The sequence below is a fragment of the Vibrio sp. Vb1574 genome, assembly GCF_033338675.1.
In genome coordinates this window covers 131,065-152,939 of the sequence record NZ_JAWOTC010000003.1, presented here as the reverse complement: position 1 = coordinate 152,939, position 21,875 = coordinate 131,065, and the positions used below count along the sequence as shown (strand labels likewise).

At 44.2% G+C, this 21,875-nt stretch carries 17 protein-coding genes; 7 read left to right on the top strand and 10 right to left on the bottom strand.

What is annotated here, in order from left to right:
* The first annotated feature begins 282 nt into the window (after positions 1 to 282).
* Together blaCARB and R7O12_RS03710 are read left to right on the top strand one after the other, a co-directional pair.
* Positions 283 to 1,134 (top strand): CARB family carbenicillin-hydrolyzing class A beta-lactamase, encoded by an 852-nt coding sequence (gene blaCARB / locus R7O12_RS03715; RefSeq protein WP_005385116.1) that lies wholly within the window; start codon positions 283 to 285, stop codon positions 1,132 to 1,134.
* Between the two features lie 282 nt (positions 1,135 to 1,416).
* A complete protein-coding gene (locus R7O12_RS03710; protein WP_031780940.1) occupies positions 1,417 to 2,466 on the top strand; it encodes a diguanylate cyclase in 1,050 nt (349 codons plus the stop codon).
* A 112-nt stretch (positions 2,467 to 2,578) separates the two neighbouring features.
* Here R7O12_RS03710 and R7O12_RS03705 read toward each other — a convergent pair whose 3' ends face one another.
* Positions 2,579 to 2,731, bottom strand: a complete 153-nt coding sequence (locus tag R7O12_RS03705) for a hypothetical protein (RefSeq protein ID WP_005375418.1) — start codon at positions 2,729 to 2,731, stop codon at positions 2,579 to 2,581.
* 246 nt (positions 2,732 to 2,977) lie between these two features.
* Between R7O12_RS03705 and speG the strand changes: the two genes are divergently transcribed.
* Positions 2,978 to 3,517: a spermidine N1-acetyltransferase gene (speG, locus tag R7O12_RS03700; protein WP_258480941.1), complete on the top strand. Its 540-nt coding sequence runs from the start codon at positions 2,978 to 2,980 to the stop codon at positions 3,515 to 3,517.
* A gap of 47 nt (positions 3,518 to 3,564) precedes the next feature.
* On the opposite strand, the gene R7O12_RS03695 is transcribed toward speG, so the two are convergent.
* The 7 genes from R7O12_RS03695 to R7O12_RS03665 all read right to left on the bottom strand — a co-directional run bounded on the left by R7O12_RS03695 (position 3,565) and on the right by R7O12_RS03665 (position 15,385).
* A complete protein-coding gene (locus R7O12_RS03695; RefSeq protein ID WP_005385112.1) occupies positions 3,565 to 4,362 on the bottom strand; it encodes a hypothetical protein in 798 nt (265 codons plus the stop codon).
* Positions 4,363 to 4,538: 176 nt separating this feature from the next.
* Entirely contained in the window at positions 4,539 to 5,624 is a 1,086-nt protein-coding gene (locus tag R7O12_RS03690) for an OmpP1/FadL family transporter (RefSeq protein WP_318125627.1), read from the bottom strand.
* A gap of 120 nt (positions 5,625 to 5,744) precedes the next feature.
* A complete protein-coding gene (gene vmeQ / locus R7O12_RS03685) occupies positions 5,745 to 8,885 on the bottom strand; it encodes an efflux RND transporter permease subunit VmeQ (RefSeq protein WP_318125626.1) in 3,141 nt (1,046 codons plus the stop codon).
* 10 nt (positions 8,886 to 8,895) lie between these two features.
* Positions 8,896 to 10,038 carry an efflux RND transporter periplasmic adaptor subunit VmeP gene (gene vmeP, locus R7O12_RS03680; protein WP_005391278.1) on the bottom strand — a complete coding sequence of 381 codons (1,143 nt, stop codon included), beginning with the start codon at positions 10,036 to 10,038 and terminating at the stop codon, positions 8,896 to 8,898.
* Between the two features lie 90 nt (positions 10,039 to 10,128).
* A complete protein-coding gene (locus R7O12_RS03675; protein ID WP_132936330.1) occupies positions 10,129 to 10,920 on the bottom strand; it encodes a hypothetical protein in 792 nt (263 codons plus the stop codon).
* 527 nt (positions 10,921 to 11,447) lie between these two features.
* Entirely contained in the window at positions 11,448 to 13,607 is a 2,160-nt protein-coding gene (locus R7O12_RS03670) for a prolyl oligopeptidase family serine peptidase (RefSeq protein ID WP_318125625.1), read from the bottom strand.
* A 206-nt stretch (positions 13,608 to 13,813) separates the two neighbouring features.
* Positions 13,814 to 15,385, bottom strand: coding sequence for an ATP-binding cassette domain-containing protein (locus tag R7O12_RS03665; protein WP_137283091.1), 1,572 nt, complete (start codon positions 15,383 to 15,385; stop codon positions 13,814 to 13,816).
* A 445-nt stretch (positions 15,386 to 15,830) separates the two neighbouring features.
* Between R7O12_RS03665 and R7O12_RS03660 the strand changes: the two genes are divergently transcribed.
* The 3 genes from R7O12_RS03660 (at position 15,831) to R7O12_RS03650 (ending at position 19,001) form a co-directional block, all read left to right on the top strand.
* A complete protein-coding gene (locus tag R7O12_RS03660; protein ID WP_005375398.1) occupies positions 15,831 to 16,256 on the top strand; it encodes a universal stress protein in 426 nt (141 codons plus the stop codon).
* Positions 16,257 to 16,422: 166 nt separating this feature from the next.
* Positions 16,423 to 17,040 carry an NAD(P)H-dependent oxidoreductase gene (locus R7O12_RS03655; protein WP_005375391.1) on the top strand — a complete coding sequence of 206 codons (618 nt, stop codon included), beginning with the start codon at positions 16,423 to 16,425 and terminating at the stop codon, positions 17,038 to 17,040.
* Complete coding sequence (locus R7O12_RS03650; protein WP_318125624.1) at positions 17,037 to 19,001, top strand: monovalent cation:proton antiporter-2 (CPA2) family protein; 1,965 nt, start codon at positions 17,037 to 17,039, stop codon at positions 18,999 to 19,001. Before R7O12_RS03655 ends, R7O12_RS03650 begins: the two co-directional genes overlap by 4 nt.
* A 92-nt stretch (positions 19,002 to 19,093) precedes the next feature.
* On the opposite strand, the gene R7O12_RS03645 is transcribed toward R7O12_RS03650, so the two are convergent.
* Positions 19,094 to 19,387 carry a hypothetical protein gene (locus R7O12_RS03645; protein ID WP_005375389.1) on the bottom strand — a complete coding sequence of 98 codons (294 nt, stop codon included), beginning with the start codon at positions 19,385 to 19,387 and terminating at the stop codon, positions 19,094 to 19,096.
* 245 nt (positions 19,388 to 19,632) lie between these two features.
* Between R7O12_RS03645 and R7O12_RS03640 the strand changes: the two genes are divergently transcribed.
* Positions 19,633 to 19,926, top strand: a complete 294-nt coding sequence (locus R7O12_RS03640; RefSeq protein ID WP_005375388.1) for an ArsR/SmtB family transcription factor — start codon at positions 19,633 to 19,635, stop codon at positions 19,924 to 19,926.
* A 108-nt stretch (positions 19,927 to 20,034) separates the two neighbouring features.
* Here the strand turns inward: R7O12_RS03640 and R7O12_RS03635 are convergent, their stop codons facing one another.
* Positions 20,035 to 21,384, bottom strand: a complete 1,350-nt coding sequence (locus R7O12_RS03635) for an alpha-amylase family protein (protein ID WP_318125623.1) — start codon at positions 21,382 to 21,384, stop codon at positions 20,035 to 20,037.
* Positions 21,385 to 21,875: the final 491 nt, after the last annotated feature.

The following is a 21,875-nucleotide window of genomic DNA, read 5'->3' as shown; positions in this document are numbered from 1 at the left end:
TATTTCTCTGGATCAAACTATTCGTTAGCTCATGATAAGAAATTCTGAGCCAGTGTCTCACGCTAAGATATTTTTATGACCGAATCACCGACGTAATATATAAGCCAAACTACAGGCCTTGATAGCAACACTCTTCTCCCCATATTGAGACCGTTTAAGCGTATTGCAAAGAATCCTACATAAAATAGACATAGATTTAACAGTGTTTAGAGTATTGGCTCGTTATAGTTTACGTGACATCGCTACGGTGCGAACTAAAACTAAAATTGAAGAACACGATCCATGAAAAAGTTATTTTTGTTGGCTGGGCTAATGGTTTGCTCAACCCTAAGTTACGCGTCCCAATTGAATGAGGACATTTCTCTCCTCGAGCAACAAACCTCAAGCAGAATTGGGGTGTCAGTTTGGGATACTCAAGCAGACGAGCGTTGGGATTACCGTGGCGATGAACGCTTCCCACTCATGAGCACATTCAAAACCCTAGCTTGTGCCAAAATGCTAAGTGATATGGACAGCGGTAAGCTAAGTAAAAATGCGACCGCAAAAGTCGATGAGCGCAGTATCGTTGTATGGTCTCCAGTGATGGATAAGCTCGCAGGCCAAAACACACGCATAGAGCACGCGTGTGAAGCCGCTATGTTAATGAGTGATAATACCGCAGCCAACTTAGTATTAAATGAAATTGGCGGCCCTAAGGCCGTAACAATGTTTCTGCGAACAATTGGAGATAAAGCAACGCGCCTAGACAGAATAGAACCTCGCTTGAACGAAGCCACACCAGGCGACAGCCGCGACACAACCACACCTAACGCCATGCTAAACACTCTGCGAACCTTGGTCGAAGGCGAAACGTTGTCTTATGAGTCTCGTGTACAATTAAAAATCTGGATGCAAGACAACAAAGTTTCAGACTCGTTAATGCGTTCTGTATTACCAACAGGTTGGTCTATTGCAGACCGTTCTGGTGCGGGAGGTCATGGTTCGCGTGGCATTAACGCGATTATATGGAAGGAAAATCATCGACCTGTTTACATTAGTATTTATGTCACAGAAACCGAGCTCTCACTTCAAGCTAGGGACCAGCTCGTTGCGCAGATAAGTCAGTTGATTTTACAAAAGTACAAAGACAATTAAGTCTTTACTCACCTGACCCCATTTGTATCCTTTTCTAGCCCTTCTCTTCCAGAAGGGCTCATTCTGTACTTCCATCTTAAAAACACCACTTATTGAGTAATGACTTACTTATAAATAGGTATAAGATTTACTTATTTAGGGTGAGTTAACGCCCATATTAAGCAACCAAACGCACACAAATGGCGATAATTAAACCATACTCTTACCAAGAAGCGCATTTTCTACAAAATAGCTTCACGTAATTTATTGTTGGTATTTGCAACATTGCCAAGGAGATGTCTATTGAGACTTGAAAGAACTTTTAACCCTGATGACTTATCGATGCAAAACATGGAAAGTCCGATATGTATGCCGATAGGGTTTGTTCACTTTTTAGCTCAATCGGAAACACTACAGCAAGTACTTGATACGGTGGCAGAATGGATAAATCGCATATTTAACTCTGACCGTGCGAGTATCACACTTTATGAAAACAATGATCATCTGAAGGTCTACTCTTTCTCTGGTAGTAAAGCGATTCCCGCTGAATTTTTAGTGCCCATTCATCAAGCGTTTGTTGGCCGAGTGTTCAAAAAGCAACAACTGATGATCTGCGATGATGTTACACAATCTGATGAGATTGATTGTGTGATGCTCGCATCCAATGGTATGGGTACGTGTATGGACGCGCCTTTAATGCACGGTAAAGTCTGCCTAGGAACGCTTAATGTTGCGCATCATCAAACGCACATTTACACAAACGAACAAGCGGCACAGCTTCAGTGCATCGCTAATTGGATTGCTTTAAACATTGCCCTTCATATACAGATTATGAAAATGGAGCACCTCGCCACGACGGATGATCTGACAGGTATTCCAAACCGCAGAGAGTTCATGCGACAAATCGAAAGCCGCCTAAATGAATACCGAATCCAGGGCATTGACTTCCATGTTGCTATTTTAGATCTCGACAATTTTAAAAGCCTCAATGACCGATTTGGTCATGACGCAGGCGATAAATCACTGATCCATGCAGTTAATACTATTAAAAGTCATCTACTTGATTGTGACTTACTTGCCAGAGTTGGCGGTGAAGAGTTTGCCATCGTATTAAGAAGTCGCTCATCACAGCAAGCTCTAGACACATTAGAAACAATTCGTAATGCACTAGAAACGACGACCGTTCAACATTCAGGTTGTGATATGAGCTTCACCGCGAGTATTGGGGTAACTCAAGTCTGTCGTCTCGACGACTCATTTGAACCACTCGTTAAACGCGCCGACTTAGCACTTTACAAGGCAAAAGAAACCGGAAGAAATCGCGTTGAGTTTCATATTGGTGAAGAAAGGTAGAAAAAATAAAAAAAGGTAGCGACTCATTGCGCTACCTTTTATCGATTCTAACCCGCTTAAAATAACTAATACGAACTTTAAGCCAGTTAAAAATAAGAATGAGCAAATTTAATTATGCTTTCTTAAGATCTTTAGCTGGGTAAGTTAGTGTTTTTTCGCCTGCTTTTACATGTGTGTAAAAACCGCCACTGCTTAAACCTGTAACAACCATTTCGCCAAGATCGATACCTTTAGTCGCTACTACTACGTCACCGATTGAAAACATATTGAATACCTTGTTTGTTTAGATTAAGACACTAAGTCGTTGCGCGGTATTTAATACGATATTAGGCAAAGCACCTAATCGAGTTTTTTATCGTAAAGATTAATTTATATTTGTCGTGAACTCTAAGTTTCCACATTGAAAATCACAGGATATTTTCCAAAAAAAGATGCGCTATTCTTGTGAAATACGGTAATATTTTCTAGCATCAAGTGCGGAGGTATTCTCCGCCCTCATTGGAGAAAAATGATGAAGAAAGGCCTAAAAATGCGTGCATTAGAGCGTTCTGATTTGCGCTTTATTCATGAACTGAATAACAACCGAAATATCATGGCCTACTGGTTCGAAGAACCTTACGAGTCTTATGACGAGCTCGAAGAACTTTATCGAAAACATATACATGATGACGCTGAAAGGCGTTTTGTCGTCGAAGATGAAGACGGCATCGTAATTGGCTTAGTTGAGCTGATCGAGATTAACTACATTCACCGCAGCGCGGAATTTCAGATAATCATCGCCCCAGAGCATCAAGGCCGAGGTTATGCGACAGAGATGATTAATCGTGCGTTAGATTACTCATTCTCAATTCTTAATCTACGTAAAATCTACTTATTAGTCGCAGTGGATAACGAAGTCGCTATTCACTTATACAAAAAGTGCGGCTTTATCGAAGAAGGTCACCTTGTAGAAGAATACTTTATTAACGGCGCTTACAGCGATGTTAAGCGCATGTATATATTAAAACACCAGGACCAGAAAAAGATCGAAGAAAACAACTCAATTCACTAGTTCATTCTATCAAAGTAAAAACGCAGCTATTTGGGCTGCGTTTTTATTTATTCAAATTGATATTGATATGATAATACGATGCGCTTGTCTGCTTCATCCAAATAGGTGTTGTTGTCCATGACAAACGTCATTACGTTAAAAGAGTGGCGTTTGCTCACGAGGTAACCAAGACCAATACCACCAAAGAAGCCTTTGTAGTTCTCTCCTTCACTGTTTTCTGAGCCGTAAGTGCCTGCTGCGAAGCTGATTAACGTCAGCTCTTTGGTAAACGATTTCAGCGCAAATGCACCAACGTAACCGCTACTGCCTGAAGAGCTCATCATATTGAAGCCATTCTCTGCACTTGGCGTACCCGTAAAGTTAGGCTCGCTACAGAGACTACTTTCTGCACCGTCACAAACAGGAACATCACCAGTGTTGTACGTATAGCCTGCCATTGGGAAAATTTGGAAGCCTGCTGGCTCAATCCCGAAATAACTTAGCGGCATAAAGGTACCAACGCTGTAGTTGGTTTGATCCGCGCCGTTTACGTATTCATTTTTACCGAAGTTGAAGTTCACGATACCGACCGGAAACAACCACGAGCCACCAATACGCCACTCGCTCGCATCATCATTGATACGCAGGTTAATTTTGCGCGCTTGGTCAAGCGCAAGTGAGCCCGAGAATGAGATGTTTTGATCATCAAAATCGTAGTTGTTTGCGTACGACGCGCCAAATTTCGTGATGACTTTTGTTGGGTCATCCGCCAACTTGTTTTTATTGTCTTTTACTCGATGCTCGGCACCATGAGCCAGCGTACTTACCAACAAAGTCGTACACACTAACGCTAGTTTATTTTTCATTTTTTAGTCCTTTGAGATGTTGAATACCTGCACTTAGCTGCGCAGATACTTTTTGAATCATCACTCACTGGATGTGACAGAAGCGCCCTAACTACCTTAGATGGTGTGACAGCATCCAGTGCAGGTAGTTAGGGTAGAATGGCCTGTAAGGAAGGCGTTTTAGCGATTAGGAATGATTAGTTTTTCCAGTTGTAGCTCATGCTCATGAAGTACAGCGCAGGCTCATCAAAGCCAGCTCGTAAGCGTGGCGTTTCTGACGATTCCATCAAGATCGCTTCAAACGCGAAACCAATTGAGTTTTCTGAATCCAATTTGTAATCAATGCCTGTACCAATGCGGTACGCCTTGCCAGTAGGAACGGTAATGTCACCGTTTGATTGACTTTCATACATGCTGGTATCGAATGCAAAACCTGCATTCCACATCATTTTTTCATTCAGTTTGTACTGAGTACCCAATGCGATTTGGTAAGTGTCTTGTGTCTCTACGTTCAGCGTGGTTGTGTATTCGCTCCAGTCTTGCCAGTTCACGTTCCACATCACCGCTAGGTCATCATTCACTTCGTGGTAAGCACTGAAGATCAGTTGTTGCGGAGCAATGGAGTTACTATTGTCGAATTCAAATTCGGTTTCAGAAGAGTAAGACAGACCAAGACGCGTGCCTGGTGTTGCTTCATAAAGCACACCTACTCGGCCGTTGAGCTGAGTATCTTGGTCTTCGTCATTGAAGTTCAAGGCTCCCTTCGTTTCCACTTCATACATACCGTACTGAATACCAAGCGCCGCACCCACAGACCAGTGATCATTGATGCGGTAAGAAGCGGAAGGTTGAATGGTTAAGGCTTGCGTCGTTGCTGTAGGAATATCTAAATGATTATCCAAAAGACCTTCGTACTTGAGGCCAAGGCCGTAGTTGCCATACAGACCAATACCCAGCGTCCATTTGTCGTTTACTTGTTGGCTGTAAAATGCCGACGCCATAGGAACAAAACCAATCACGTTGCCCGCATCGCCAGTCATCGTGTCTAGTTGCGCGTCACCGTAAAGGCCAATCAGGTTACCAGAGAAAGATTTACCAGAAACATTCGCCAGACCAGCCGGGTTTGCTGCCATTACTGAGGCATCTTGCGCACGAGCCGCCATACCAGCGGATGCCAAACCAATATCCGATGCTGTTGTTTCGTAAAGGTATAACCCACCCGCTTGCGCAGCAGCACACGTCAGTAGAGAGCTCGCTACGACGATTTTTGAAAGATTTTTCATGCTAAAACCTATTATTGTTTGGGGAACCCACGCTGCGACGGTGGTTGTATATCAATGAAAGGCATTGGCCAATCGCACACAGCGTGGGGGTGTTGTGGAGTCAGTCAGTTGAAATCAGCGTTATTGCTCGCTCACCTCAAGTTCAGTGGGTTTCTTTCGCTTAAACTTCTCGCGCAGAGATTGCATCATCACGAAGAACACTGGCGTCAGTAACGTGCCTACAAACGTAGAGAGAATCATGCCGCCGAATACTGCAAAGCCCAGTGAGTGACGAGATGCCGCACCGGCACCCGATGCAATCACCAACGGGAATACCCCCCAGATGAAGGCAAATGCGGTCATCTGTACTGCACGGAAACGGATTCGAGCAGCTTCTTTGGCAGCATCAATGATGGATAAGCCCTTTTCTTCTCGCAGAACTTTGGCAAATTCCACGATAAGAATCGCCACTTTGGCGGACATACCGATCAAGATGACCACACCAATCTGCACGTACAAGTCGAACGGTTGTCCCACCAGCAGTAGCGTGCCCATTGCGCCGAGAATCGCGACTGGAACCGCCATCATTACCGCTGCAGGAATGGTCCAACTTTCGTACTGAGCCACCAAGAACAAGTATGTGAACAGCAAAGACAATGCGAACGCGATCGGCGCCATGTTGCCTGCTTTCATCTCTTGGTAAGTCATGCCTGACCACTCGTATGAGTAACCACTTGGCAAAGATTCCGCAGCCAGTTTTTCAATGGCTTTTACAACATCACCCGAGCTGTAACCTGGCGCTGGCGCACCGTTCACGGTTGCAGAACTGAACATGTTGTAGTTCGACAAGGTATCTGGGCCGAAGATCGGCTTCACTTTCACTAGCGTTGCCAGTGACACCATTTTTCCAGAGCTTGAGCGAACAAACAGATGGTTGATGTCGTCGATATTGTCACGGTATTGCTCTTCTGCTTGCACTTTCACTTGGTACGAACGACCAAACAAGTTGAAGTCAGAAATGTAGGCGCCGCCCAACTGTGCTTGCAGTGTGCTGAAGATTTCATTCAACGGTACGCCCATCGAAATCGCTTTATCGCGATCAATATCGATGTAACGTTGCGGAATATTCGCACGGAAAATCGAGAACGCACGTGCCACTTCAGGCAGTTGGTTGATTTGGGCAACAAAATCAGCGGTTGTTTTTGCCAACTCTTGTGGAGAACGGCCCAAGTTGTCCTGCAGCACAAGGTTGAAACCATCCACCGCACCCATACCTTTGATTGCCGGTGTCGCGAAAACGAACGAAGCGGCATCTGGCGTTGAGTTCAGCATTTGGTTAACTTTATTCATCAATGCGCGTTGGTGTAGCTCAGGGTCTTTACGTTTGCTCCAGTTATCCAGTTTGATGATCAACATGCCCGAGTTTGGAATCGACGCCATGTTAATTACCGAGAAGCCCGCAACCGAAACCACGTTCTCCACACCTTCCATCTGTTTTAGCTCATCAACGTACTGCTTCATTAATGGTGCAGTACGCTGCAATGCTGCTGCGTCTGGCAAACGCATTTCGACCATGAACACGCCTTTATCTTCGTTCGGTACGAAAGAGGAAGGTACGGTCATGAACGCAAATGCCAGCACCGCAATAAGCGCGCCATAAACACCGATACTCAGCACAATGCGACGGCTCAAGAAGCCAACTACACCTTGGTATTTGCGCGTTATTGCTTCAAAACCTCGGTTAAACGCACACAAAGGCGCAATAGATTGCGAGTGAGTAGATTTCAACATCAACGCACAAAGCGCTGGCGTTAACGTCAATGCGTTGATCGCAGAGATCAGCACCGATACACAGATGGTGACCGCGAACTGGTTGAACATTCGACCAGAAATACCCGGCAATAGCGCAACCGGTACGAATACCGCCAACAAAATAAGCGTTGTTGCCAATACTGGCCCCGTCACTTCTTTCATAGCTTGGATCGTGGCCGGAATCGGGTCTAAATGCTCTTCATGGATAACCCGTTCCACGTTCTCTACCACGATGATCGCATCGTCCACCACGATACCGATGGCGAGGATCAAGCCAAACAACGAGATCGTGTTAATGGTCATGCCCATCACGCCCATGATTGCGAACGTCGCAATGATGGAAACCGGAATCGCTAAGGTTGGAATGATGGTCGCTCGCCAGTTCTGCAAGAAAACGTACACAACGAAGGTGACAAGAAGTACCGCAATCACCAGCGTCTCATACACTTCATCAATCGACGTCTCTACGTATTCGGTAGAGTCATAAGCGATGTCGTAAACCAAATCATCTGGGAACGATTTCTCGTACTCTTTCATGGCCTCTTTCACGCGTTCCATCACGTCTAGCGCGTTCGCTGTCGGCAACTGGTACAATGCCAGAACGGCGGCTGGTTCGTTATTCATACGACCATCAGCTTCGTAACCTTGTGCGCCAACTTCCACACGAGCCACATCTTTCAAGCGAATCAAAGAACCTTTCTTGCTCGCGCGGATGATGATGTTCTCAAACTCTTTCGCAGAAGTAAGGCGGCCTTTGGTTTGCAAAACATATTGATATTGCTGATCACCCGGAGCTGGCATACCACCGATCTTACCCGCCGCCACTTGGATGTTTTGCGTTTTAATTGCGCCAATAACATCGCTAGCAGAAAGCTTCAAGGTGGCCAGTTTATTTGGGTTCAACCAAATACGCATTGAGTAGTCTTTCTTACCCAGCAGCGTAATGTCACTCATACCTTCGATACGTTTTAGACGCTCAACGATATTGAGATCCGCGTAGTTAGAAAGGTAGATACTGTCGTGAGACTGTTTCGGAGAACGCAGTGTGATAACGCCCAGCATGTCGGAAGATTTCTTCTTAACCGTCACACCGATTTGGTTTACTTCTTGTGGTAGAGATGACGTCGCCTGTGCCACCAAGTTGTTCACACGAACCTGCGCCATATCGCCATCTGCGCCCACTCGGAAGTAAATACGCAATGTGTATGAGCCATCGTTACCAATCACAGAAGACATGTAAATCATGTCTTCAACGCCATTGACTTTGGCTTCTATCGGTTGTGCTACCGTCTTTTTAACCACGTCCGCGTTTGCACCCGGATACATGGTGCTCACCGTAATTACCGTTGGAGAGATTTGAGGATACTCAGAAATTGGCAAGACTTTCAGGGCGATCATACCCATCAATGTCATCGCCAGTGAGATCACCAAAGCAAACTTCGGCCGGTGAATGAAAAATTTACTTAACATCAGTACTCACTCAGCCTTGTTCACTCTGTAGTTCAACGTCTTTCACCGTTGCACCCGGACGCACTTTTTGAAGACCATTAACGATGACTTTTTCGTTAGCCGCCAAGCCAGTCAGCACAGCACGTTTCACACCGTAGGTCTGACCAAGTTCAACGTTACGACGAGACACCACGTGATCATCACCAACCACCATGACGTAGTCACCCGCTTGGTCTTGCTGAACAGCCGCCGATGGGATAAGCAAACCATCAATGGTTTTGTTGCGCAGCTTGATGGTCAAGTTGCCATATTCACCCGGCATAAGCGCGTAAGTTGGGTTATCAAATTGTGCTTCTGCTCGAATTGAGCCTGTTTCTAAATCGATCTTGTTGCCAACGGCGTAGATCTTGCCATCAAGCGGATACAATGAACCGTCTGAAAGCGTCAGTGTTAAATCAACATCCAGTTTGTCATCGTTACGATGAGCCACATCAATCGCGCTTCTTACGCGGCGGTAGAGCTTCTCATCCACATCAAAGCCAAAGCGAATTGGGTCGATTTGAGTGATCGAAACAAGAGGAACGAGTTGAATTTTCGAAATACGGTCACCCACTCGGAAGTTGCTGAACCCCACGCGGCCAGAGAAAGGAGCACGCACAGAGCTAAATTCAAGATCGAGCCTTGCTGAAACCAGCGTCGCTTTCGCCTCTTCTACCGAAGCAATCGCTGCGGCGTGCGCAGCAATGGCGTCATCGTATTGCTGCTCACTGATGCTTTTATCTTTGATGAGTTTCTTCACACGTTCTGCATCACGCGTAGTTTGAACGAGTTGTGCTTTTGCTTTTTGCAACGACGCTTTTGCATACGCCAGTGCCGCTTTGTAAGGACGGTCGTCGATTTCAAACAGCAATTGGCCTTTTTCGACCATATCGCCATCTTTAAAATGAATCGCGGTTAATTCGCCACCGACTCGAGGCATAATATCAACGTCATTTACCGCTTCAGTTCGACCGATAAAAGTATGATAAGGAGTGATTTTTGTTTCGGTTAGGGTAACGGTTTCAACAGAGGGTGCTTGGGCAGTTTTCGTTGCGATATCGCCAGTTTTGCATCCTGATAGTAATGCAGAAGATATAGCAATAGATACCAACGCAAATTTATATTTGGCTTTCATGATAAACCTACTTTATGTAGAAAGTGCCCTAGCCTAAATATTTAAATATATGGATAAACGCACTTTCTATTCTGGAAATAAACGAGGGAGTTAGAATTGGTAGTTAAATTCGATACGGTGATCACCATCACCGAAATTAACGTGCTCATTCCAGTTTGCAAAGTAACGAATATTAGCGCGAGGATTAATTTGATAAGACAACGCAAACTCATGAGTTAAGATATTATCTTCACCCGCGTAATAAGTGTCTTTATATTGACTAGACCCTGACAATGTATGCATATACATTGGGTTGTAGTTAATCCAGATTTTATCGGTTAATTCAATTTTTGAGTACATACCGACAACGGTGAAAGTACCTGGAATTTCATAACCTTTGTCATCATCACTAAAATCATTAGCAATAGTGACACCCGCACCAGCTAAAGGAAATAACTGCAACATACCAAACTTAGGTAGGCCTTGAATAAAGCTGTAAGATGCATCTAATTTATCGTTATCAACATCGTAGTTTACATCCAATTGACGGCCTAGACCTTTTGCGACTTCTACTTGGAAATTACGTAGTCGGAAAGAGTCAATGCTGTCATCAACATTGGCATACATTGGATCGTCATTGTCGCGAATGCCAAATAGCTCACCACCAATGCCTTTCATTTCGATGATGTTCATCGCCATGGTACCAGGCTGGCTAGATTGGTAAGTTTGACCGATTTTGATGTTCGCGCCTTTATCAGTAATACCAAAGCCAGCTTGGGTGTATACCGCAAGTGGGTCAGACATATCTTGTAGTTCTTCGTTATTGTTTGTCTGCGCATAGGCAGAAGACGCGAGTTGTAGGGCTGCAACCATAATGGCAACAGACGGTTTCACTAAATTCATAAAACTGTATCCATTTTAATGATTATAAAATTATTCACGTCATGAGGTCATCATAAATAGCAAGCAACACAACTCGCTTTGGATAACATAAATTATCAAAGCAAATTCAATAATGACGAAACATTCGACGTTTTAATTAAAATAAAATAAAGCATCGTAAAAGTTCAATCACCGCTACTTATATCTTATATAACTTGAAATTTGGTAATACCAATGAAGAAGGAAATATTAAAACTTATGAAAATTCAATTATCATTATAACAAATGATTAATTAATTTTACCATATAAATAGAGAGTGCAATGTATTTAGGTGATCGCGATCAATGTTTCATTTCGATCGTACAACACTCTTCAGATTAATTAGAACATTATAATAATTTAAAAACCTTAGTTTGATTAGCCTAGTATCAGATTAGAATAGTAGGCCTATAATAAATAAAAAGGGAATCACTCTCTGTGATTCCCTTTTATTATCGAGCGATAAATCGCCGATGCGTTTCGATAACTAAAACGCAAACAATTCGCACTATTGCAGTTTCTCTATTCCCATATTGAACAGTGCAAAACTATAAATATCTGCATTTGTCTCAATTATTTTACGCGTTGGTGTGCCTGCACCATGTCCTGCATTGGTTTCGATGCGAATTAAGGTCGGATTTGAACCCGCTTGCTTCGATTGCAACTCAGCAGCAAATTTGTATGAGTGAGCAGGAACAACACGGTCATCATGATCACCGGTTGTAATCAATGTTGCTGGGTATTCCACCCCTGCTTTTACATTGTGCACCGGCGAATAACTTTTCAGATATTGGAACATCTCTTTACTTTGCTCTGCCGTGCCGTAGTCATACGCCCAACCAGCACCTGCGGTAAAAGTATGGTAACGCAGCATATCCAGTACGCCGACTGCTGGCAGCGCCACTTTAAACAGCTCTGGACGTTGCGTCATAACGGCCCCTACTAACAAGCCACCATTCGATCCACCGTTAATGGCTAACTTGTTTGATGACGTTACCTTTTCATCAATTAGGAATTCAGCCGCAGCAATAAAGTCATCAAACACATTTTGCTTTTGCATTTGAATGCCAGCGTTGTGCCATTCTTTGCCATATTCCCCACCACCACGAATGTTCGCTACCGCGTAAACACCACCAAGCTCTAACCAAGCCGCACGTGTCGGGCTAAAAGATGGCGTGAGGCTAATGTTGAAACCGCCATAACCATATAGGATGGTTGGTGCACTGCCGTCCATCGGTGTCCCTTTTTTATAGGTGATGATCATCGGCACTTTTGTTCCGTCTTTTGAGGTGTAAAACACCTGGCGAGATTCATACAAAACAGGGTCAAATGGCGCTTTAGATTTGTAGTACACCTCGCTATCACCATCTTTGATGTTCAGACGATAGGTAGTGCTTGGCATCTTGTAGTTGGTGAAAGAGTAGTAGACTTCGGTTTCTTCTTTTTTCCCCGAGAAACCGTATGCGCTGCCAATATCAGGCAATTTGATTTCTCGGATGAGTTTGCCGTTCATGTCGTATTGCTTCACCATCGAGATCGCATCAACAATATAGCTCGCAAACAAATTGCCACCCGCGGTAGAAACACGTAACACGTTCTTTGTTTCAGGAATCAAATCTTTCCAGTTTTTGGGCTGCGGCTGACTTGCATCCACCGTCACGACGCGTTTGTTCGGCGCATTAAGGTTCGTAACCAAGTACAGTTTCGTGCCTTGGTTGTCTATCACCCAAGTATCAGAACTGGTGTTATCTAAAATGGTTTTCAGCGGGCTATTTGGCTTACTCAGGTCTTTGAAGAACAGTTTGTTGCCCGACGTCGATACGCTGGCTGAGATAAACAAGTAGCGTTCATCTTCCGACGTGTAACCCCCAACGTAGCGATACTTTTCGTCCTTTACACCACCGAAAATTAATTGGTCTTCACTTTGTTTCGTTCCAAGTTTATGAAAGTAGAGCTTGTGTTGGTCTGTCTTCGCGGAAAGTTCACTCCCTTTTGGCTTGTCATAACTTGAGTAATAGAAGCCTTGATTGCCGAGCCAACTGATGCCACTGAACTTAATATCCACCAGCGTTTCACCGACGGGCTTTTTGGTTTCTGTGTCTAACACAATGACTTTGCGCCAATCGCTACCGCCTTCCGAAATGCTGTATGCAACCAAAGATCCATCTCGTGAAAAGCTCACTCCCGCTAACGATGTGGTGCCATCTTCACTAAAAGTATTTGGATCGAGGAAAATTTCTGCTTCGCCATCACCTAACTGCCGATAAAGCACATCTTGGTTCTGTAACCCGTCATTTTTGTAGAAGTAAGTGAACTTACCCTCTTTGAACGGTTGGCTTTGCTTTTCGTAGTCCATGAGCTTAGTGATGCGCTCTTCAATCTGCTCGCGGTAAGGGATTTTCGACAGATAATCAAACGTCACTGCATTTTGTGCCTTAACCCATTCTGCGGTTTCTGGGCTGAGATCGTCTTCCAACCAGCGATAAGGATCACTCACTTTTGTACCAAAGTAGTCATCGACAACATCCACTTTTTGTGTGGTTGGATACGTGATGGTTTTCGGGGTTACCTGTTCAACCGACGATTGCGCCGCTTCATTTGCATACGCCACAGACAACACACTTCCGAGTGCGAGAGCCGTTGTGAGTGCTAGGGTGTTCTTTTTCATGAAATTCCTTTTTATTTTTCTGTTGTCTTTTTGTGCAATACATCAGAACTCTACTATATATCGACAAAATGAATCTAATTTCATTAAACGAGTTGTGAAAGCCATCCTAACTCCCTCATTTCCTTCCAGTTCTACAAACTAGTAAGTGGAAGTGTAGAACTTGGGAACAATACTGAAGAGCTACGATGACGTTTACTCTCTTTCGTCTAAGTCAGCTCGATTTGGCGCAAAACCCCAGACTCAGAAGCGAAATCTTGGTCGTGACTAATCAGAACAAATCCACCTTTGTATACATTTAACGCCTGACTAAGCATTATTTTTGACTCCAGATCGAGATGATTATCTGGCTCATCAAGCAGCAGCAAAGGCTGAGAGTTTTGGTGGCTGACTATCAGCATCGCGAGCTTCATCTTCTCGCCACCGCTCAGTAGGCGCCCCAACCGAAACACAGCATCTCGACGAAAACCGATCCCGGCCAATAAGGTCCTCGCTTCACTTTCCGTCATCTCTTGGCAGCTCTCCATTACGTTTTCAAGTAACGAAAGATTTGGATTCACTGCGCCAAAATGTTGGTCGAGATAATACAAAGACGTATTCACTTGCAACTCACCACTCTGCAACGATAACTCGCCAAGCAATGCCTTTAACAAGGTTGATTTTCCGCAGCCATTTTTCCCTTTGAGATGGACTTTGTCGTTCGCAAAAATCTGCAACGTGATAGGTGTAGAATTCCCAAAAGGTAATATACCTTCTTGTATCGACAATACTTTTCGCGAACGGTTCGGATTATCTGTAAGATAAAACTTTTGCGCCTTGAGCTGCTCATGTCGCGATTGCAACGCCTGTTCTTTGGCTTGTAAATGCGCTTGTCTGAGTTGCTCATTCTTATTGCGATTTGAGGCACTGGCGGTCGCGCTATCCTTTTTTCCATCAAGCAAAATTTTGGGCTGACTGCCGTCTTTGCGCAGTTTGTTCCCTTGCGCGGCGCGTTGGTCTGCTTTTTCGCGATTTTTCTGGGCTTGCTCGGCTAACCGTTTTTTCTGTTTATCGACTTGCGCTAACTGCCTCTCGACCGCTTGCAGTTCAGTGCGTTTTTTCTCGGCGTACACATCGTAATTTCCACCAAAAGCCTGTAAACCTAGGCCCGATAGCTCCCAAATTTCCTCCATCTCTCGCAGCAGCTCACGATCGTGACTGATGAGTAAAATCGCGCCGCTGAAGTGCGTCATAGACTCTATCAACCATTGTTTCGCCTCGGTATCGAGGTGATTGGATGGTTCATCGAGAATCAAAAGCTCCGTTTCGTTTTCAAATAACTGCCATAACTGCAAACGCGCCAACTGACCACCACTGAGCCGAGCACAAGAGAAATCAGGATCTTGCGGTAATCCCATCGCAGCGAGCTGCTGTTTGAGTTTTAATTCAATATCCCACTGCTCGCCAACCAGTTCGAACCAATGTTCAGAAACATCACCTTGTTCAATCTGCTTTAAAGCATGCAAGACCGCATCTTTGCCCAGAAACTGGGCGATCGATTGCTGACCTGAAAGCAGATCAGACGGCTGCTGGCGATACATCATGAAAGAAGAGGGAGCAGTCACAACACCGCTGGCAGGCTGAGTTTCGCCCGCCAAAATGGAAGCCAAAAGCGACTTGCCGATGCCATTGCGCCCAACCAAACCAACACGTCGTTTAGTCATGGAACAAGAAATAGACTGGAATAGCGTATCGCCATTATCAAACTGATGGCTAACATTAAAAGCTTGTAAAACTGGCATAATTTGCCTCCTGTATGACAGGGACAACAGCCGTAGCTATGATTTGAAATGGCAACAAAACGCGTGCACAAACGCATTAAGCTCTATGTAAAGCTCGACGATATACGTCAAATCAAAAAGTCGTCTTGTTGCAAAGAAATATCGGAAAGTGAGCTACGCCTACTAACCCTGCAGATCCAAAAAATAAGTAAAAATATGGATGACAGGTTTAGTTCTTCATGTTGGCGTAATCTCCTAGAGAAATGATGCACAGAGTGTAGCCGCTTTTTTGTTCAAAAAGCAAGCTTTCTAACCAAATGTGAACAAAAAGAAAGTTTCACAGTAAGTTGTTATATCACATTAACTTTTTAACAAGTCTTTGAACAATTTCGAGATCTTAGCAACACAATTTTTATCCAAGCCATACTATGCTTAGGGTAAAGATAATCCACATAAGGGCGTGGTTATGAAATACAAACATATCCTTGTTGCACTCGAACTGTCAGATGAAAGCACCGTGCTTATCGACAGAGCGGTATCAATGGCAAACTATCTCGACTCCGATATCTCCTTTATTCATATTGATGGTACGCACGGAGAAATCTATCGTGAGCTTGTAGACATTAAAGAAAACCCGGATCAAAGGCCGTTGAATGAGCATTCAATGGAATGTTTAAAAACATTTAGTGATTACATGGATTACCCACTTAAACATTTCTTCGTAGGTACTGGCGACTTAGCTGATAAATTAGAGGTCACCATTAAAGAGCAAGAAGTGGATCTTCTGATTTGTGGCCACCACCAAGATTTCTGGAGCAAGATTATTTCTTACTCCAGACACTTAATTAACAAGTCACCGGTGGATATTCTAGTCGTCCCTATTCATGATTAGTAAAACGTAACGCTTCCCAAAACCACCAATTTATTTGGTGGTTTTTTATTGATATTGAAACAGCTTAAACAGTTTACCAAACTAGCTTGGCGATCATTTATGAGTTACATTTTCTAACCAACCCGCGCTCCTACTGGGCATGGTTATTTAGATAGCAAGGATCCCTATGGCAAATAAAAAAGTACTCATTCTCTTTGCTCATCCTTCCCAGCATCGTTCAGAAGTGAATACTCCACTTTTCAAAGAAGCTCAAAAAATTGAAGGCGTGACATGTGTTGATCTCTATGGCGAATACCCTCGTTTCGATATTAATATCGACCGTGAGCAGCAACGCTTACGTGAGCATGACGTGGTGATTTTCCAATTCCCACTATATTGGTATTCAACGCCTGCGATTTTAAAAGAGTGGCAAGATCTGGTTTTGGAATATGGCTTTGCTTACGGTACAGATGGCACAGCACTGCAAGGCAAGACCATGCTTTGTGTGCTGTCTGCAGGGGGCAAAGAAGAAGCTTATAAGGCAGAGGGCTACAACCACTTTACGATTCGTCAACTGCTTGCGCCCATTGAACAAATGTCCGCACTGACCGGCATGAACTACATTGCCCCTCTCGCGATGTTTGGCGCACGTACAGCAGATGAAGAAGGGCGAATCCCTCGTCATGTTGAGCGGTACAAGAGCCTGCTAACAGCTTTAGTCGAAGATAGGTTGGATGTTGAAGCTGCGGCGTCATTAATCAAGCTTAACAGCGCATTGCCAGAGCTCATTAAGGAGGCTTCATGACAGGAATATTCTTACAAGCCTTCATATATTTGATTGCTGCTGTAATTGCAGTCCCACTTGCTAAGCGTTTGGGACTTGGGTCCGTTTTAGGCTATCTCATCGCAGGTGTGGTCATTGGCCCAATTATCGGTTTAGTCGGTGAAGAAACAACAACAATCCAGCACTTTGCCGAGTTTGGCGTGGTGATGATGCTGTTTCTCGTTGGTTTAGAGCTCGAACCCAAAATGTTGTGGGCGATGCGCAATCGCTTAATGGGTTTAGGAGGTCTGCAAGTCGGCGGTACCGTCGCGGCGATTATGGGTATTGCCTTGTATTTTGACCAGCCTTGGACCATAGCCTTAGCCATAGGTTTGATCTTCGCCCTCTCTTCTACTGCGATTGTTTTGCAAACTTTTAGCGAAAAAGGATTAACGAAGACGGAAGGTGGACAAAACGCTTTCTCCGTGTTGCTTTTTCAAGATATTGCAGTGATACCAATGTTGGCGTTCATTCCTCTATTGGCCTTACCTGAATTAATTGAACAGGCACAGTCCGCGGCTCAAACAGCCGCAGCGCACCATGAAGAATTAAGCCTCGTTGCGGGGTTGCCAGGCTGGGCATACGGCATCGTAATCACAGCATCGATTGCAATCGTCGTCGTTGGTGGACACTTTTTAAGTCGACCTCTGCTCAATTATGTGGCTAGCTCTGATTTGCGAGAAATCTTTACCGCAACTGCACTCATGCTTGTCATTGGTATCGCTGCACTGATGAGTTTAGTGGGCTTATCTCCTGCCTTAGGAACCTTCTTGGCTGGCGTTGTATTGGCGAACAGTGAATTCCGCCACGAGTTAGAATCCAATATCGAACCATTTAAAGGCCTATTGTTAGGTCTGTTCTTTATTACCGTTGGCGCAGGGATCAACTTCTCGGTCCTTTTTGGTGATTTCTGGTTGGTCATGGCATTGACCATTGGCGTGATGGTTTTGAAAGCCTTGGTGCTGTTTATTCTTGCACTGATATTTAGGGTGAAAGGCAGCAACCGCTGGCTGTTTACCCTAAGCTTGGCTCAAGCAGGTGAATTCGGCTTTGTGCTTCTAAGCTTTTCAGTGCAAAACCACGTCATCCCATTTGAACTCTCACAAACTCTTGCGTTAGTGGTTGCGATTTCGATGTTCCTGACACCAGGTTTGTTTATTCTGTTTGATAGAGTGATTCTGCCGCGCTTTGAAAGCCAGTCAAATGAACGCGAAAGCGATACGATTGAGGAAACAGGCACGGTGATCATCGCCGGCATCGGCCGCTTTGGACAAATAGTGAATCGCCTATTGGTATCAAACGGCGTGACTACCGTGGTACTTGACCATCAATCTGACCAAGTCGATAACATGCGCCAGATTGGCACTCGCGCCTATTTTGGCGACGCGACTCGACCAGATATGCTACATACAGCCGGCATTGAGCACGCCGCTGCGTTGGTTGTGGCGATTGATAACCAAGAATCGAGTGTAGAACTGGTGAAGTACGTTAAGCACACGTACCCAAAAGTAACAGTGATTGCACGTGCCTTTGACCGTGGACATGGCTATCTTTTGCGTCAAGCGGGGGCTGATATTATTGAATCAGAGACCTACCATTCTGCATTGGAGATGGGCGGTCACACAATGAAAGCCCTTGGCATTCACCCCTTCTTTGTTGAACAACAGAAGGCGACATATAAGCGTGTTGAAGCACGTAAGTCAGAAATACTTTACAAAGCTTGGGAAGATGATTCTGAAGGTGAACGCTATGACAACAATTTCCGACAACTGTTTATTCAGTTAGAGGAGAAAATGGCGGAAGAGATGCAAAAAGATCGTCATGACAAACTATCGCGGTCAGAACGTGGTTGGACACCGCCACCTAAAGGTTACGCCGATGACTTTAATGAAGATAACGTCCAAGAGCTAACACCACCAAGAGAAGAGTCTATCCAACGATAACGCACTCCATATTAAAAACCTCCCGCTTGGGAGGTTTTTATTTTTTCAGTACAGAGCCACACGCCGTGCAGGATAAAATGATCTTCTCGATATTACATAAGATCATTCATTAAAATCTCATACTCTTCGTTTGCTTCTTCCACTAAATGAGAAAGCTCTAACGCATCAGTAACCGCAAGATTGAACTGCCACGGAGTTGTGTCTTCTTTACCACAGATTCGAGTTTCACACCCACGACTCTCAAAAGACAAATCATCAAACTCTGTAGTGTGGCGCTCTTGAAGTTCAACAATCTCAACTTCTAATTTACCGACAGGATTGACTTTAACGTGGGCATGTAACTCCGAACTGTTAGACAAACAATAATCTCTATGAACCGCAATCATGGCCGCCTCCTTGGTCTGCCAACTGACAACTCAACATTGAGTGTAGACGAGGGATTTTGAACGTGGCGTGAAATAATAATGAAGATTGATCTGTCTCATTAGAACAGACAATTGTTGTCATGAAGGCATGAGCCAGTATGAATCTCATCTGATTTAAATTGTTCTGAGATCGTAATAGTTGGCATTTACCGAGACTTTCCCTATTATCGAAACAAAATTACTGTGGTCATTCTTTAGAGGTCAGTATGGAGCTTGAAGCCGTTGCTAAAGCACTAAAAGAGTTAGGGCATCCGACTCGTTTAAGTATTTACAAAGAAGTCGTCAAAGCGGGATACAAAGGTATCGCGGTAGGCGGCGTACAAGAAAAGCTTGGCATTCCAGCATCCACTCTCTCTCATCATATCTCGAGCCTTGCTTCAGCTGGTCTTCTCACCCAGCGCCGCGAGGGTAGAACCCTTTTTTGTGTTGCAGAGTATCAGTGCTTAGATGACGTAATTGGTTTTTTAAAAGCAGAATGTTGCGTTAACGAGTGCTCATAAATTTCTAGCAAAAACGAGAGAGTTTGAGTTTCTATTGAACTTCAGCAGAACGTGAATGACGATGAAAAACATACACACCGAAGTTGCTAAGCTCGGTGTGTACATCTTCTAGTTCGCGACAAGTAACATCGACGACTTAGATGGTACGATTAACTTACCGTCAGTTGGAATGATTTGTTCTGTCATCAAATCAACCCAATTACCATCGATTTTTAATGTCAAAGACTGTTGACGCTGCGATTTATTAAGCACCACAATACCTTTGTCACCTCGCTTAAGTACGAGCATGTCATCGTTACCTTCAAGAACACTCATCGGCTCGCCATGCGTCATATTATGGAGCTGGATCATTTTTGCCATTCTCGGATCACTCCATGCACCTTGCCATCTTGGCTGACCATTTTTACCTTTAATACCGCTGGTGTTTAAGTCGGTATAAATCAACGGCACACCACCATCTCGGCCTAGAATATAGGCATAAGCTAACCATTCGTTTTCCTCGTCCATGATGAGATCAAGAAAGACATCATTGTTAGGAATATCATGTGTGATAGCAAATGTAATCGCACGACCGGGGGACAGAGCCTGACCAAAACAATAGGGATCAATCAGAGACTTAAAACTGCCCTTTTTAGCAAACGCCTTAAACATGGTTGAGAACAAAGGGAAATCGTACGCACCTAGGCGAGTTTCCTGTAGATACGGCTCAAGAAACAGCTGATACTCTTCTTCCGTTGCACCGCCATCGGTAATAATTTCACCAAATATATGCACATCCCGCGTGATGTCGTCTGTCCAAACACGCTTAAGATGCTCTAACGTCATGTGTTTCGCAGCGTCAATACGAAAACCTTTTACACCAATAGCTTTCAGCGCCTTTAGGTACGCTCGCTGCTGCTCAACTACATGGTCACAAACACGAAGAGTTGGCAAGCCAGGATCGGTTGGCCCACCTGTGATACGTCCGTTTTGAACCTGCCACTTATCTTTCCAGTCTTTGATGCCGAATGCTTCAACAAAGTCCTCTTCATCAAAAAGTGGTTGAGATAGATCGCCAAACAACGCTAGCGACTGATATTTCTGTTTGTTGTTCTGGTATTCCTCCAAGACCTCTTGTCTTGGATACTGAAGGTCTCTGCGAAGGTGGGCCTCATTTGCCATATGGTTAAACACTACGTCGGCATAAACCCACACACCAACTTGCTCCAGTTCACGAACCATATGAATAAAATCTTTGGTATCACCCAAGGCATTATCGATAACACGATAATCTTGTGGTTGATAACGCTGCCACCAGCGCTCATCTTGTGCGCTTTTCATTGGTGGCGAAACCAACACAGAGCCATAACCAAGCTCGCGGATTTCTTTTGCTCGTTGGGCAATGTCAGCATACTTCCAATCAAACGCATGTAAGATAACGTTTGCACCGAATGATTGTGTTTCCTGTGAGCCACTCATGTTGTTCTCCTGCTCGTTTCCACTCACGATTACTTGTTTGCATTTTTTTGTGAGTGAATTCAATAATCGAAATTATAAAAGCTATTCATCAGAGGCACTCACCCTTTTAGCACTAACTCAAGGCTGAAATCGAAGGCGTAGCGACTCATCCATTGCACAGCGATAAATCGTTCTGAGTGAATAACGGGCACACGACATACAACCCGAACAGACCAACACAAAACTAAGGCATTGTTTTTATTAACAAAAACTTAAATTTAAAAAGATAGAACATAAGACCTATGTACGCCCTAAAATAGGCCCAAAGGATAAAAATAGCCAAGCCAACCCGTTGAGTAATCAATTGTTAATAAAACGAAACTGGCAGATGGATCACGTTTGGCGCGTTTCAAAAATCCAGTAAATCACCATACCTAGCGTTAAAAGACTAAAGATTTCTGTTTGTATCTGTCCCGAAATGACTTCAAAATGCGAAACTTAGCTTATCTCTA

Coding starts and splice junctions, on each gene's coding strand:
- blaCARB (WP_005385116.1), top strand. CDS start 283: ATGAAAAAGTTATTTTTGTTGGCTGGGCTAATGGTTTGCTCAACCCTA.
- R7O12_RS03705 (WP_005375418.1), bottom strand. CDS start 2,731: ATGTTTTCAATCGGTGACGTAGTAGTAGCGACTAAAGGTATCGATCTT.
- speG (WP_258480941.1), top strand. CDS start 2,978: ATGAAGAAAGGCCTAAAAATGCGTGCATTAGAGCGTTCTGATTTGCGC.
- R7O12_RS03695 (WP_005385112.1), bottom strand. CDS start 4,362: ATGAAAAATAAACTAGCGTTAGTGTGTACGACTTTGTTGGTAAGTACG.
- R7O12_RS03690 (WP_318125627.1), bottom strand. CDS start 5,624: ATGAAAAATCTTTCAAAAATCGTCGTAGCGAGCTCTCTACTGACGTGT.
- vmeQ (WP_318125626.1), bottom strand. CDS start 8,885: ATGTTAAGTAAATTTTTCATTCACCGGCCGAAGTTTGCTTTGGTGATC.
- vmeP (WP_005391278.1), bottom strand. CDS start 10,038: ATGAAAGCCAAATATAAATTTGCGTTGGTATCTATTGCTATATCTTCT.
- R7O12_RS03675 (WP_132936330.1), bottom strand. CDS start 10,920: ATGAATTTAGTGAAACCGTCTGTTGCCATTATGGTTGCAGCCCTACAA.
- R7O12_RS03670 (WP_318125625.1), bottom strand. CDS start 13,607: ATGAAAAAGAACACCCTAGCACTCACAACGGCTCTCGCACTCGGAAGT.
- R7O12_RS03665 (WP_137283091.1), bottom strand. CDS start 15,385: ATGCCAGTTTTACAAGCTTTTAATGTTAGCCATCAGTTTGATAATGGC.
- R7O12_RS03660 (WP_005375398.1), top strand. CDS start 15,831: ATGAAATACAAACATATCCTTGTTGCACTCGAACTGTCAGATGAAAGC.
- R7O12_RS03655 (WP_005375391.1), top strand. CDS start 16,423: ATGGCAAATAAAAAAGTACTCATTCTCTTTGCTCATCCTTCCCAGCAT.
- R7O12_RS03650 (WP_318125624.1), top strand. CDS start 17,037: ATGACAGGAATATTCTTACAAGCCTTCATATATTTGATTGCTGCTGTA.
- R7O12_RS03645 (WP_005375389.1), bottom strand. CDS start 19,387: ATGATTGCGGTTCATAGAGATTATTGTTTGTCTAACAGTTCGGAGTTA.
- R7O12_RS03640 (WP_005375388.1), top strand. CDS start 19,633: ATGGAGCTTGAAGCCGTTGCTAAAGCACTAAAAGAGTTAGGGCATCCG.
- R7O12_RS03635 (WP_318125623.1), bottom strand. CDS start 21,384: ATGAGTGGCTCACAGGAAACACAATCATTCGGTGCAAACGTTATCTTA.